This is a genomic window from Sorangium sp. So ce176, from assembly GCF_051519835.1.
In the GTDB taxonomy this organism is placed as follows: Bacteria; Myxococcota_A; Polyangia; order Polyangiales; family Polyangiaceae; genus Sorangium; species Sorangium cellulosum_G.
In genome coordinates this window covers 9,204,355-9,217,607 of the sequence record NZ_CP150371.1, presented here as the reverse complement: position 1 = coordinate 9,217,607, position 13,253 = coordinate 9,204,355, and the positions used below count along the sequence as shown (strand labels likewise).

The 13,253-nt window shown below is 72.9% G+C and carries 11 protein-coding genes; 4 read left to right on the top strand and 7 right to left on the bottom strand.

Annotated elements, in window-relative coordinates:
- Positions 1–17 precede the first annotated feature (17 nt).
- From WMF42_RS34870 to WMF42_RS34855, 4 genes are all read right to left on the bottom strand, one after another.
- A complete protein-coding gene (locus tag WMF42_RS34870; RefSeq protein WP_061611604.1) occupies positions 18–1,415 on the bottom strand; it encodes an MFS transporter in 1,398 nt (465 codons plus the stop codon).
- A 120-nt stretch (positions 1,416–1,535) separates the two neighbouring features.
- On the bottom strand, positions 1,536–3,341 hold the full coding sequence (locus WMF42_RS34865) for a fatty acyl-AMP ligase (protein ID WP_437687317.1): 1,806 nt from the start codon (positions 3,339–3,341) through the stop codon (positions 1,536–1,538).
- The gene (locus tag WMF42_RS34860) at positions 3,338–3,604 is read right to left on the bottom strand and encodes an acyl carrier protein (RefSeq protein WP_012239660.1); all 267 of its coding nucleotides are present in this window, start codon (positions 3,602–3,604) and stop codon (positions 3,338–3,340) included. Before WMF42_RS34860 ends, WMF42_RS34865 begins: the two co-directional genes overlap by 4 nt.
- A gap of 103 nt (positions 3,605–3,707) precedes the next feature.
- The gene (locus WMF42_RS34855; protein WP_437687315.1) at positions 3,708–4,688 is read right to left on the bottom strand and encodes a helical backbone metal receptor; all 981 of its coding nucleotides are present in this window, start codon (positions 4,686–4,688) and stop codon (positions 3,708–3,710) included.
- Positions 4,689–4,824: 136 nt separating this feature from the next.
- On the opposite strand from WMF42_RS34855, the gene WMF42_RS34850 reads away from it, so the two are divergent.
- Positions 4,825–6,231: a serine/threonine-protein kinase gene (locus WMF42_RS34850; RefSeq protein WP_437687313.1), complete on the top strand. Its 1,407-nt coding sequence runs from the start codon at positions 4,825–4,827 to the stop codon at positions 6,229–6,231.
- Between the two features lie 8 nt (positions 6,232–6,239).
- Here WMF42_RS34850 and WMF42_RS34845 read toward each other — a convergent pair whose 3' ends face one another.
- A complete protein-coding gene (locus WMF42_RS34845; protein ID WP_437687311.1) occupies positions 6,240–6,833 on the bottom strand; it encodes a DUF2231 domain-containing protein in 594 nt (197 codons plus the stop codon).
- Between the two features lie 477 nt (positions 6,834–7,310).
- On the opposite strand from WMF42_RS34845, the gene priA reads away from it, so the two are divergent.
- Entirely contained in the window at positions 7,311–9,776 is a 2,466-nt protein-coding gene (priA, locus tag WMF42_RS34840) for a replication restart helicase PriA (protein ID WP_437687309.1), read from the top strand.
- 18 nt (positions 9,777–9,794) lie between these two features.
- Here priA and WMF42_RS34835 read toward each other — a convergent pair whose 3' ends face one another.
- Positions 9,795–10,364 (bottom strand): hypothetical protein, encoded by a 570-nt coding sequence (locus WMF42_RS34835; protein ID WP_061608748.1) that lies wholly within the window; start codon positions 10,362–10,364, stop codon positions 9,795–9,797.
- A gap of 367 nt (positions 10,365–10,731) precedes the next feature.
- On the opposite strand from WMF42_RS34835, the gene WMF42_RS34830 reads away from it, so the two are divergent.
- Positions 10,732–11,181 carry a helix-turn-helix domain-containing protein gene (locus WMF42_RS34830; RefSeq protein ID WP_061608747.1) on the top strand — a complete coding sequence of 150 codons (450 nt, stop codon included), beginning with the start codon at positions 10,732–10,734 and terminating at the stop codon, positions 11,179–11,181.
- A gap of 12 nt (positions 11,182–11,193) precedes the next feature.
- Here the strand turns inward: WMF42_RS34830 and WMF42_RS34825 are convergent, their stop codons facing one another.
- Positions 11,194–11,847: an RNA polymerase sigma factor gene (locus tag WMF42_RS34825; RefSeq protein ID WP_437687306.1), complete on the bottom strand. Its 654-nt coding sequence runs from the start codon at positions 11,845–11,847 to the stop codon at positions 11,194–11,196.
- Positions 11,848–12,274: 427 nt separating this feature from the next.
- On the opposite strand from WMF42_RS34825, the gene WMF42_RS34820 reads away from it, so the two are divergent.
- Positions 12,275–13,195 carry a prephenate dehydratase gene (locus WMF42_RS34820; protein ID WP_061608745.1) on the top strand — a complete coding sequence of 307 codons (921 nt, stop codon included), beginning with the start codon at positions 12,275–12,277 and terminating at the stop codon, positions 13,193–13,195.
- Positions 13,196–13,253: the final 58 nt, after the last annotated feature.

The following is a 13,253-nucleotide window of genomic DNA, read 5'->3' as shown; positions in this document are numbered from 1 at the left end:
GGCTGCTGCGCTGCGCGTCAGTGCGCCGCGACGTGCCGCTGCGGCCTCGCGTTCCAGACGCGGGTCGCCAGCGCGAAGCCGACGAGGGCGACGGGGAGCATGGCGACGGGCCATGGCATCCAGTTTGCCGGGTCCTTCGCCGCGTCGCCCGAGGGCAGGATGCTCGCGTAGAGGAACGACTGCGCTGCCGTGCCCAGGTAGACGAAGCCGTCGATGATGCCGGTCGCGACGCCGGCGTTCTTCTTTCCGCCGAAGTCCATGCTCGCGGTCCCGGAGAGCATGCCGTGGACGCCGATGACGCAGAGGGACATGAACACGACGGTCCACCCCGCGATGGGGAGGCTCAGCGTGAAGAGGACGATCACCGCGCCGAGCACGAGGCCCCCGTACAGCACCGAGGCCACCGGTCCGCGGCGCGACTCGAAGACGTGATCGGAGATGAAGCCGGCGAAGACGCCGCCGAGGATGCCGGCGATGCAGAGGAGCACGCCCCAGTGCGTCGACACGAAGCCCTTGAGCCCCGTCTTGTCCGCGAAGATGAGGTACCACTTCATCACCGCGTTGCGGAGGAAGCCGCTGCAGAACTCGATGGCGACGATGATCCAGATGACCTTTTGCGAGAACATGCGCCTCGCGACCTCGACGGGGCCGAGCTGCTCGCCCGTGTCGCCCGACGAGGCGTCGGCCGTGTCGAAGTCCTTGAATCCGGCGTGGCCCGGCGTGTCGCGGATGACGAAGAAGTCGAGCGCCGCGAACCCGAGCAGCAGCAGGGCGGGGACGTGGAAGACCCACGGCATCGGCAGGACCTTCGCGATGAACCGGCTCCAGTCGTACGCGAAATAGAGCCCCAGCGAGATCAGGATACCGAAGACGCCGCCGAGCATCCCGCGCTCGCGGACGTGGAACCACGGCGCGTTCACCTTGACGATGGATACGGCGCCGAAGCTCTGGAAGTACATGTTGCCCGCGAACAGCACCGTCATCGCGGTGATGGCCGCGTCGTGCCCGAGCTGCCCCTCCTGGGCGAAGCGGACCGCCGTGCCCATGAGCGCGTTCATGAGCGCGGACCCGCCCGCGGCGAGGAGGATGGTGACGCGCCCGCCCCACCGGTCGGTGAGCGGCCCGTTCAGCAGGAAGGCGACCCCGTAGACGGCCGAGCCCCAGCCGTCGATGTTCCCGAACTCCTGCTTGCTGACGAGGTGCATCGCGTCGAGCGCCGACGCGTTGGCGGAGAAGTTGTACCGCCCCATGTAGAGGAAGGCGTAGGTGAGCCCGAGCGGAAACCAGTTGAAGAACCGCCTCCGCCGGAACTCAGCCGAGTGTCCGAGGTCGATCTTCGGCAGCCGCCGCATGACGACCGCGATGGCCGCGAGCAGCAGAAGGATCGGCAGAAGCTGATTGAGCCAGGCAGGCATGGATCGCCCTCCGGCCGCCGACGATAACGGCCCCCCGCACCAGCGGCTACGCCTTCGCGCGCGCCGCTGGCGCTCGCTGCCCCCCCGGCAGCCCCTGCGTCCCGGACCCCCCCGCCCGGATCACCCCCCGCGCCCGCGGAAGATCGCGTGGCGGAAGTAGTTGATCTGGCTCTTGGCGAACTCCTTGGCCGCGTCCAGCCGGTCCCCGTCGCGCGACGAGCTGCGGATCAGGAGCTCCCCGTTCTCGTAGAGCTCCCGCGTCTTGCTCCGCTGGAGCTTCCCGCTCGACGTCTTCGGCAGCACGCCCATCCCGACGGCCACCACGTCGTCGACGGTGAGCCCCATGGCCTGCTGCACAACGCGGCGCACCTCGCCCTTCAGCGCCTGCTTCTCCTGCTCGTCCGACGCCCCCGTCTCGAAGGCGATCACCACCCGCTCGCGGTCGTTGTGCGGCTTCATCGTCCCGAACGCGATGACGTTGCCCTTCCGCACCCCGGAGACGCGGCTCGCCTCCCACTCGAGGTCCTGCGGGTAGTAGTTGCGCCCGTTGACGATGATGACCTCCTTCGAGCGCCCGCAGATATAGACCTTGCCCTCCGCCAGATACCCGAGGTCCCCCGTCCGCAGCCACCCGCCCGCGAACGCCTCCTTCGTCATGTCCGGATCATTGAAGTACCCGGGCATCACGCTCGGGCCCCGCAGCCTGAGCTCCCCGACCTCGCGATCGCCGAGCGGGCGCGCGCTCTCCGCGTCGTCCGACGCGAACACAGCGATCTCGTGCCCCTCGAACGCCGACCCGCACTGCACGAGCGCCGACGCGCCGTCGCTGTCGGCCGGGACGGGCACCGCCTTGCCCTCCTTCCAGAGCGTCTCGCCGTCGACCGAGTCGGTCTGCAGCCCGGTCCCGAGCGCGCTGAACGACACAGCCAGCGTGCTCTCGGCCATCCCGTACGAGCAGACGAACGCCTTCTCGTCGAACCCGACCGGCGCGAACTTCTCCGCGAACGCGCGCAGGTTGTCCGCCCGGATCGGCTCGGCGCCGCAGCCGGCCACCCGCCACGTCGAGAGATCCAGCCCCGCCATGTCCTGCTCCCGGATCCGCTTCACGCAGAGCGCATAGGCGAAGTTCGGGCCGAACGACACGTTGCCCCGGTGGCGCGTGATCGTCTCCAGCCAGCGCACCGGCCGCTTCAGGAACAGCAGCGGAGGCAGGAATGACACCGTGTTGACGTAGTAGAGCGGCGCGATCACGAAGCCGATGAGCCCCATGTCGTGGTAGAGCGGCAGCCACGACACGCCGGTGTCCACCGACCCGCGCACCCCGAGGCCGAGCTCCACGATCGCCCGCACGTTCGCCGCCAGGTTCGCGTGCGTGAGCACCACGCCCTTCGGGCGCGACGTCGAGCCGCTCGTGAACTGGAGGAAGCACACGTCGTCGAGCTCGACCTTCACGGGCCTGAGCTCCTCGCGGGAGCCGCGGATGCCCTCCACCGCCACGACCTGCTGGAGCTCCGGCGCCTGCGCCTGGATCGTGCCGAGCATGCGCTTGATCTCGGCGGTCGTGAGCAGGACCTTGGCGCCGCTCTTCGCGACGATGTGCAGGGTGTTCTCGAGGTAGCCGGTCAGCTTGCCGAGGCCGGTCGGCGGGTAGATGGGCACCGGGACGACGCCGGCGCGGATCGCGCCCAGGAAGGCGAAGATGAAGTCGGCGTTGTCCGGCAGGATCAACGCGACGCGATCGCCCTTCTGGAGCCCGAGCGCCTGGAGCGCGCCGCCGAGGCGCGCGCTCGCCCGCTCGACGCCGCCGTGCGTGAAGAACGGCTCGTTCTCGCTCGACTCCTCGATGAAGCGATAGCCCGTCTTCGTGCTCGCCGCTGCGTCCTCGATCGCCTGTGCGACCGTCCGCGCTTTCCAAACAGACGTCATCCCGAGAGCCTTCCTTCGTTCTTGAGCCGGAGCTCGATGGCCTTGACGACGTCGGCGACCGTGTCGACCTCGCGCAACATGTCGTCGGGGATGGAGAGGTCGAACTTATCCTCCATGTCCGCGACGATCTCCATCACCCCCAGCGAGTCGAGGCTGAGGTCGGCGACCAGATGGCTCGACTCCTCGATCTTCACCTCGCCGGCCGTGTGTCCTTCCAGGAGCTGGATGATCTCTGCCCGCAATGTCTCCCGTGTCCACGTCATCGTACGGTCCTACCCCAACTGCGGCGTGGCGAGGAGGGGCTTGCGCCGGCGGCGCGGCGCTCGAATGCGGCCGCGGACCCCCTGAACAGACGATGGCGATGCATCAGGGACGGGCGGCGTCGATGAGCTCGCGGAGCCGACTGAGCCCCTCGAGCGCCCTCGCCCCATACCACATGAGGTCCTTGCCATCGCACCGGATCACGTGGCCGCGCCGGGCGGCGGGGATATCGAGGGAGCGAAATATTGCCGCGTCGGCGTCGGTGAAGGCGTGCGGCTCGTCGGGCAGCAGCACGATGTCCGGGGCGCTGGCGATCACCTCCTCGAGGGTCACGCGGGGGTAGCGGAGGTCGCGGCCCTGGACGCGCTCGGGCGGGAGCGCCGGCGCCTTGCCCAGGTCGGCGGCGAGCGGGTAGCGCCGCGGCCGATCCTCGAAGACGTTCTGCGCGCCGGCGAGGTCGAGCATGTCGGAGATGAACGTGTCGCCGTGCACGGTCATCAGCGGGTCCATCCAGATCGGGATGAAGGCGCGGACCGGCGGGCGCTCGCGGCGCCGCGCCTCGGCCGCGGCGTGGGCGCGGTAGGCGGTCGCGACAAGCTCGCGCGCGGCCGCCCCCGGGGCGCCGTCCTCCGCCGCCGCCGCCGCGGGGCGCGCGGGCGCCGCGGAGTGGCCGAGCAGGCGCGCCAGCCGGGCGAGGTGCGCGACGCCGTCCGCGACGCGCCTCGGGAACGAGACGAGCACCCGGAGGCCCGCCGCGTCGAGGCGCTCGATGTCGCGCTTGCTGTTCTCCTCCTGGTTCGCGACGACGACCTCGGGGTCGAGCGCGACGATCCGGTCGACGTCGGCGTCCTTGGTGCCGCCGACGGGCTCGATGTCGTCGACGCCCTCCGCGGGCGCGACGCAGTAGCGGGTGCGGCCGACGAGGCGGTCGCCCGCGCCGAGCCGGACGAGCGAGTAGGTGTCGCTCGGGACGAGCGAGACGATGCGCCGGGGCGGGGTCCGCCACTCGTGCTTGCGCCCCCTGTCGTCGACGATGCGGATGAACGACCCGGCGAACGACGGGCCCCAGCCTGCGCTGAACGTCATGCGCCGGATGTAGCCCGTCGCCGCGCGCGCTGCACGCGCTCGGCGCGCCGGCGCCGCGCGAGCCGGGGGCCGTCCGGGCCGGGGGTCGGGCGGCTGCTTAGTTGGCCCGTCCCGGCGAAGTCTGCGACGAGGGCGCGTGCAGATCGATCGCCTCGATGTGCGTCGCGGAGGCACCCTCCCGTACCCGCCTTCTGGCCTGCCGCCGCTCGCCCTCGGCCCCGGCCGCGACGAGCCCGCCCGCTGCGGGTCGCCCTCCGGCGGGGGTCGGGCGGCGCGGGAGCGGGGGATCGGGCGGATGCTGCCGTGCCGACTGGGCCGCTACACGCTGTTCGACCACATCGGCCAGGGAGGGATGGCCGACCTCTACCTGGCGCGGGTGCGCACCGACCTCGGCGCCGCGCGCCTCGTCGCCATCAAGGAGGTCGCCCCGAGGTTCGCGCACGACCCGCGCTTCGTGGAGATGCTCGCGAGCGAGGCCCGGCTCGCCGCGGGGCTGCGGCACGCGTCCATCGTGCAGGTCGAGGACCTCGGCCGCGAGGACGGCGCGCTGTTCATCGCCATGGAGTACGTCGAGGGCTTCGACCTGCGCGAGCTGCTCCGCCGCTGCGCGCGCCAGAAGGTGAAGCTCCCGGTCGCGTTCTCGCTGCTGATCGTCGTCGAGGCGCTGCAGGCGCTCGCCTACGCCCACCGCAAGGGCGTCGTGCACCGCGACGTCTCGCCGTCGAACGTGCTGCTGAGCTTCGAGGGCGAGATCAAGCTCTGCGACTTCGGCATCGCCCGCGCGCACGAGCGCAGCGGGGGGGCGCTGGACGAGGCGCTGCAGGGCAAGGCCGGCTACATGAGCCCGGAGCAGGCCCGCGGCGAGCCGCTCGACGCGCGGTCCGACCTCTTCACGACCGGCGTCCTGCTCTGGGAGCTGCTCGCCGGCCGGCGGATGTACAGCGCGGGCCCCGGCGCGTCGCTCTCGAAGGAGGAGGCGCGCGGCGAGCTGCTCGATCTCGCCCGGCGCGCGGAGATCCCGCCGCTCGTGGAGCGCGGGCTCCCGGAGGAGGAGGCGCTCCACGCGATCGTGGCGCGGGCGCTCGCGGTGGCGCCCGACGATCGCTACCCGAGCGCGGCGGCGATGCTGCGGGACGTCGCCGCGTACGCGGCGGCGGCCGAGCTGACAGCGAGCCCGCTGCGCTTCGGCGCGTGGCTGCGCGACAACTTCGGCGCGGAGATGGTCGCCGCCCGCCGGGCGCGCGAGCGCGCGGTGCGGGCGCTGGAGCTCGGTCCGCCCGCGGTGCTCGAGCCGGTCGCGACAGCGGCCGCCACGCCGGGCGCGATGGCGGCGGCGGCCGCGCCGGCGCCCCTGGCGGCCCGCGCGCCGCGCGCGAGGCCCGCCGCGAGGTCCGCGGCCGCGCCGCCGTCACCGTGGGCCAGGGCGCAGCGCCCTGTCGCGCTCCCGCCGCAGCGCGCGCTCGCGCCGCTGCTGCTTCACTGCGCGCTGCTGTTCGTCCTCGTCGCGCTCTGCATCGCCGGCTGTTACCTCGCGGCGCGCTAGCCGACCCCTCACGAGGGCTCGGCGATCGGCGCTTCCGGCACGGGGATCTGCGTCTCCGACCTTCGCTCGCACGCGTCGTTGCCGACGCCCACGCCGTAGTGATAGATGAGCTCGCCGCCGAGCCAGCCGCTCGCGCCCGCGAGGCCGAACCCCGCTGTCGAGAGCGCGATCCCGAGGGACCGCAGCCCGACCGCCCGCGAGGCCAGCGAGGCGCCGTACAGGCCGGCGATCGCCAGGTTCATGGCGCCGTGGACGAAGCCGACCCGCTTCGCCGACCCGAGCGTGGTGCTCCAGTCGGCGAGCCCGGCGACCGCCGCCGCCGCCGCCCCGGCGAGGCCGATCGCCGCGCTCGCGTCCGCTCCCCGGTGGAGCTTGCGCCGGCCGATGCCGGCGAAGTCGAGCACCAGCGCGCACGACCAGGCGCCGATGGGGATGGTCACCAGCACCGGGTGCAACGGGTGCCCGAGGAACTTGCCGTGGAGCACCTTGGCCACCGTGGGCGCTCGCCTCAGGACGGACTGGATGCCGCGCTGCAGCGGGTTCGCGATCCGGTCGATCCAGTCCTGCTCTTCGATGCCTCCCAAGACTGCGGTTCCGATCATGTTCCCTCCTCGAAGGCGCGAGTCGCTCGCGCACATTCACAGCTCCTTGCGCCCGCGCCGCCGACGTCCAGCGGGTGAACCTCACCTGACGCAGGAGCAATCAGCGGACCCAGCGCGAGCGGCCCGGGCGCTCCCATCGCCGCGCGGCGCGCGCTGACAAGGGCGGCGCACTTCGCTTCTGCAAGGGTGGGGATGCCGAGATTTCAGATTCGAAACCAAGGAACACCGCATCTGGAGCGAAATACGTTCCGATCGCGAACATCACGGATGGCACGGACGGTGCTCTCTGTCCTGGCAGCGCTGCCGGCGCGGCCTTCCCCCCCCCGAGGCCCCGGCGGCGCTTTTTTTTGCCGCTCTATCCCGCGCAGCGAGGCGCGCCGGCGCGAGCGCACCTAGCGTTCCTCGTCGTTCCTCGTCCCGCGCGGCGTTCTCTGGTATCTCGCCCGTGCCGCGCCGAGCGCGGCCCTCCCGGAGCGAATGCCCCTCCTCGCCGACGTCGCGGTGCCCGTCCCGCTCTCGCAGGCCTTCACCTACGAGGTCCCCGCCGCGCTCGCCGCCGAGGTGCGGCCGGGGGCGCGGGTGCTCTGCGAGTTCCACCGGCGCAAGCTGCTCGGCGTCGTGCTCTCCGTGAGCGAGCGCAGCACGGCGATCGATCCGTCCAGGATCAAGCCGCTCACGGCGCTCGTCGACGCGCGCCCGGCGCTGCCGGCCGAGCTGCTCTCGTTCCTGCAAGAGCTCGCCGCCTACTACTTCGCGCCGATCGGCGAGGTGCTCCGCCTGGCGCTGCCGGCGATCGAGCGCGAGCAGGTGCGGGCGCTCAAGGCCCAGGGGGAGCTCGACGGCGTCCTCGACCTCGGCCGGGCCAAGCAGGTGGGCGGCCGCAAGGTCGCCTTCGCGCGGGCGACGGACGCGATCGAGGAGCCCGGCACGCTCCGCGGGCAGGCCGCCGCCCTGCTCGCGGTGCTCCGCGCGGGCGGCGAGCAGCCGGTCGCGCGGCTCGAGGAGCGCTTCGGCAACGCGCGCAGCGCCCTCAAGAAGCTCGCCGAGCGGGGCCTCGTCGCCCTCGACGAGCGCGAGCCGCCGCGCGACCCGTTCTTCCGCCTCGCCGAGGCGCGCGACGTGCCCCCCGAGCTCAACGCGGCGCAGGCCGAGGCCGCCGAGCGCATCGACGCGGCGCTCGCGGCGCTCGCGGTGACCGCCGGGGAAGGGGAGCCGCGCGCCGGCGCCCCGCGCGAGCCGCGGCCCGCCGGGCCGAGCGCGTTCCTCCTCTTCGGCGTGACCGGCTCCGGCAAGACGGAGGTGTACCTGCGCGCCATCAAGAGCTGCCTCGAGCGGGGCCGCGGCGCCCTCGTGATGGTGCCGGAGATTGCCCTCACCCCGCAGCTCGTCGCGCGCTTCCGCGCCCGCTTCGGCGATGCGCTCGCCGTGCTGCACAGCGGCCTCAGCGACGCCGACCGCCACGCGATGTGGTCGAGCCTGCACGGCGGCAACGTGCGCGTCGCCATCGGGGCGCGCTCCGCCCTGTTCGCGCCGGTGCCGGACCTCGGCCTCATCCTCGTCGACGAGGAGCACGACGGCTCGTTCAAGCAGGAGGAGGGCGTGCGCTACAACGCGCGCGACATGGCGCTGCTCCGCGCCCACCGCGCCGGCGCCGTGTGCGTCCTCGGCTCCGCGACGCCCTCGATCGAGTCGGTCGCGCTCGTGCGCCGCGGCAAGCTCACCGAGCTGCGCCTGCCGGACCGCGCGCACCGCGAGGCCAGCCTCCCCGAGGTCACGCTCGTCGATCTCCGTCGTTTTGGCGCCGGCCCCTCGGGCGATCCGCTGATCTCCCTGCCGCTGCACCGCGCGCTCGAGCGGACGCTCGCGGCGAAGGAGCAGGCGATCCTGTTTCTGAACCGCCGCGGCTTCGCGCCGAGCGTCGTCTGCGGCTCGTGCGGGACGCTGACGACGTGCGACGCCTGCTCGGTCGCGCTGACGTACCACCGCGGCCGGCGCCGCGACGCGCCGGCCGGGTCGATCGCGGCGGGCGCGGTCGCGCCTCCGCCGGCCGGGGCGACAGCGGCGCCGCCGGCGGCCGGCGCGCCCGCGGCGGGCTCGCTCGACGAGCGGCCGCAGGGGGGGCGGCTGCGCTGCCATTACTGCGACTACGCGGGGCCGCTGCCGGATCGCTGCGCGGCGTGCGGCTCGCGGTCGCTGCTGCTGGAGGGCCTCGGCACCGAGCGGCTCGAGGCGACGATCGCCGCGTCGTTCCCGGAGGCGCGCGTGGCGCGCCTCGACCGCGACGTCGCGGGCAAGGACAGGTCGCAGGCGATCCTCGCGCGCATGCGCGAGGGCAAGATCGACATCCTGGTCGGCACGCAGATGGTCACCAAGGGGCACGACCTGCCCAACGTGACCCTGGTCGGCGTGGTGAACGCCGACGCCGCGCTGGGGCTGCCCGATTTCCGCGCGGCGGAGCGCGGCTTCCAGCTCCTCGTGCAGGTGGCGGGGCGCGCGGGCCGGCGCGATCGCCCGGGCCGGGTGCTCATCCAGACGCGCAACCCCGAGCACCCGGCGATCGCGTTCGCCGCGGCGCACGACGTGCCCGGCTTCCTCGAGCGGGAGATCCGCGATCGCGAGGAGGTGGGCTATCCGCCGGCCACGCGCCTCGCGCTGCTCCGGGTCGACGCCGTCGACGAGGACGTGGGCCGCGGCGCCGCGGCGAAGCTGGCGGCCCACGCCCGCACCTGCCCGGAGGGGCTCGCGCGGCGCGTCGAGGTGCTCGGGCCGTCGGCGGCGCCGATCGCGCGCCTGCGGGGGAGGTACCGGTTCCGGGTGCTCCTCCGCGCCCGCGAGCGCGGCCCGCTCCGGGGGACGCTCGCGGCGCTGGCCGGGCTCCTGCGGGACGGCCTCGACCGGAACGCGCGCGTGATCATCGACGTGGATCCCGTCGCGATGCTGTGACCGGCGTCGCGGGGCGCGCTAGCCGGGCGCGGCGAGCGCCGCGAGCTCGCCCGCGCTCGAGAGCCGCTCGAACTCCGCGCCCAGCCAGTCGAGGAACGCCGCGTCCCACGACGGCCCTTCCGGTCGGCCGGCGACCGCCCCGGTGAGCTCGCGGTCCCAGCGGCCGTAGACCTCCCGGAGCAGGGCGTGCGCCCGGCGACCCGCGCCGGAGGCCGGATCTGCCTGGCCGTCCGCGCGCTCGGCGAAGGCGTCCTCGCAGAGGAAGTAGTTGCATGTCGCGGCCCGCCGCTCGGCGGGGACGGTGCAGCCGCGCGGGCCGTGATAGACGCACTTCGAGCGCCGCGGGGCCGCGCGATCCTCTCGTCTCCGCACGCGCCGGAGCTCGAGCCCGCGGCTCACGGGGAGCAGGTTGCCGGCGGCGATCTGCTCGAGCAGCCAGCCGCGACCGCCCAGGGAGACGATGCGGCCGATGTCGGTCCAGTCGAGCTCTGGCGGGCTGACGCAGCAGCCCGCGGGGCCTTGCGGGCACTGGCTGCACAGGGACGAGTGCAGCCGGGTGTGCTCTCCTGAGAGCTCCAGACGGATCATCGACGCCCCCGCCGTGGCTCCAGGGGCCGAGACACGCCATCGAGACAGCGCACGTCGAGGTACATGGCTCGCCAGCAATGGCAAAAGCGTTGCGCGGTTGCAAGGGCCCAGACCGAGCGCGGCTCGGACGCGAGCCGACGCCGCGCCACACGCGGCCCGGCGCGCCCCGCGCGTCCTTCCGTACCAACATGGCGTTCCAGAAAGCGCGAGAACTCGCACTCCCGGGCGCTCGTGGAGGAGCTGAATCAGTTATAGTAAGTAACGCGCACCGGCGTGAGCGCGCGCCCGCGCGGCGCCGCGCGACGCCGAGAGAAAGGTGCGATCGTCCTTTTCTGGCCGCGGCGGGAGTTGATAGGCTGCGCCGGTCATGGGCGATACGCTTCCCAGGGAGGTCGGCCGGGCCATTCGCGTGCTCCGGCTGCTGCACGGGCTCAGCTACGCCGAATTCGCCGAGAAGGCGCGCCTCTCTGCGACCTACCTGCGGCAGGTCGAGCGCGGCGAGCGCGACCTCGGGCTCGGGGCGCTGGCGCTCATCGCACAGGGGCTCAACTGCGATGCTCGACTCCTCCTTCCCGGCGACGGGCGGAGCCCGGTCTCCGCGGTCGTCGCCGATCGCTTCGACCGCGCGCCCGAGGCGCTCCAGGAGGCGCTCCTCTTCCTCCTGATCGAGCCGGAAGACTCGCCGAAGAAGCAGGCCATCCTCGCGCTCATCAACGATGATCCGGATCGCGCGCGGCCGCGCTCCCGGCCGCGGCCGGACGAGCGCGGGCCGCGGAGCGGGGCGCCCTCGTCGTCGAGCCGGCGCCCCGTGCGATGATCCGCTGGGCGCTCACGGGCGCGCGGACAGCGAGGACAGCAAGACGAGCGCCGGCGGGCCACTGGATACCGCCGCCGGGCGGGCGCCGTTCCGGACCTCGGCCCCGTCCATCGACGCGAGCCGCTGCGCGGCGAGGAGCTGAAAGGCGCTGAGCGCCCGCGTCCGCCGCTTGTAGGCCGTCGAGAGCGGGATTCCCGACTGGCTCGCGAAGTCCGCCATCGGGACGCCCTCGATGTCGTGCGCCATGAGGACCGCGCCGAGCTCTCCGTCGATCTCCCGGAGCACCGAGAGCGCAAACAGGCGATCGCACTCCGAGATGATCTGCTCCTCTGCCGATGGCTCCTCGAGCTCCGCGTCGAAGTCGTCCGGCAGCGGCTCCTCCACCCGGCGCCGCGCGCGCTCGGCGTAGTGGGACGCGGTGTGGACAGCGATCCTGTTCAGCCAGCGGTCAGGCGGCCCGCGCGCCGGATCGTAGTTCCCGAAGCTCTCGTGCGCCGCGAGCATCACGTTCTGGGCGACGTCCCGGCGATCCCGGCGCGGCACCCCCAGCAGGCGCAGCCAGCGCCGCACGAGCACGATCGTTTTCTTGTTGAAGATCCGCCAAAAAGCCTTTTCCCTGTTGTTCGGCGGCTGTGCACCGTCGCTTCCATGCCCCGTGCCCGGCATCGCGTAACGATCGTTATCACAAGAAACGAAACTTGCAAAACGTGGCCGAAGCGATCCCAGGCGGAATTCAGCCTTGTGAGTGAGATAATGTAGTCAAAGGTGGTCGGTGTCGGCTGTGTCCTCGACAGCGCGTGTTGCGCGCATCAAGGCTGAATCGTGGGAGAAAGCGTCGTTCGACGATCGTGCTGGCGATGTAACGATCGTTCCTCTCCCGGTGCTGGCCGCGGGCGCCTCGGGCGCTGCCGTTCGCGGCGCGCCGGGGAGGGGCTCGCCCGCGCGGACGCGGCCGCTTTCCCCGCTGGACGCCACCGCATCGCGCCGGTAGACAGGCCGCGCTCGATGCACACGCTCCTTCGAAGGACGCCGGCCTCCCGGCGGATCGGCGCCCCGCTGGTCCGCAGGGGCCCTGGCGAGGCGGTCACCGCCCATGTCGACTGACGCGGGGGATCCGGGGGCGGCGCGCCGCGACGAGGCGGCGGCCGCGGCGGCGGGCGGCGCGGGGGAGGCCGCGGCGCCGCGCCCGCTGGTCGCCTACTTCGGGCGGCCCGGGACGTTCAGCCACGAGGTCGCTTCCCGGCGGTTCGGGCAGAGCGCGGACCTCGCGCCCCGGCGCACCATCTCGGAGGTGTTCGACGCCGTGGCCGCCGGCGCGGCGACCTACGGCGTCGTGCCGATCGAGAACGCGGTGGGCGGCCCGATCTACGACACAGTCGATCAGCTCATCCGCCGCGAGGGCACCGGCGCGGCGCTGGTCGTGTGCGAGGAGCTCTCGCTGCACGTCACGCTGTCGCTCCTCGGCAGGAGGGGCGTGACGCCGAAGCGCATCTATTCTCACTTCGTCCCGCTCAAGCACTGCGGCGACTGGCTGCGCCAGAGCTACCCTGACGCGCAGATCCTCGAGGCGGAGAGCACCGCCGAGGCCGTCGAGCGCGCGGCGCAGGACGGCGAGGCCTGGGCGATCGGCAACAAGGGCGCGGCGGCGATCTACAAGCTCGAGGTCCTCGTGCCGAAGCTCGGGGTGAAGGGCGAGAACATCACGCGCTTCTTCATCGTCGGCAGGGCCGAGGAGCCGCCGACCTCGGGCGGGCGGACGCTGCTCCTGTTCGGGCTGGACCACCGCCCCGGGGCCCTTGTCTCGGCGCTGTCCGCGCTCGGCAGACACCATATCAACCTCACGCGCATCGTCTCGCGCGCGCTGCCGGACAGCCCGGAGGAGTACCTCTTCCTCGTCGAGTGCGAGGGCAGCACCAGCGAGCCAGCCTTCCAGGAAGCGCTCGCGCTCCTCCAGCAGCACGCGACAGGCGTGCGCTCGCTCGGCTCGTTCCGCGTCAGCCAGAAGTACGAGTAGGCGCCCCGCTCGGCCAGGGGCGTCACCTCGTGACGAGGCTGCGCGATGGTGATCGCAA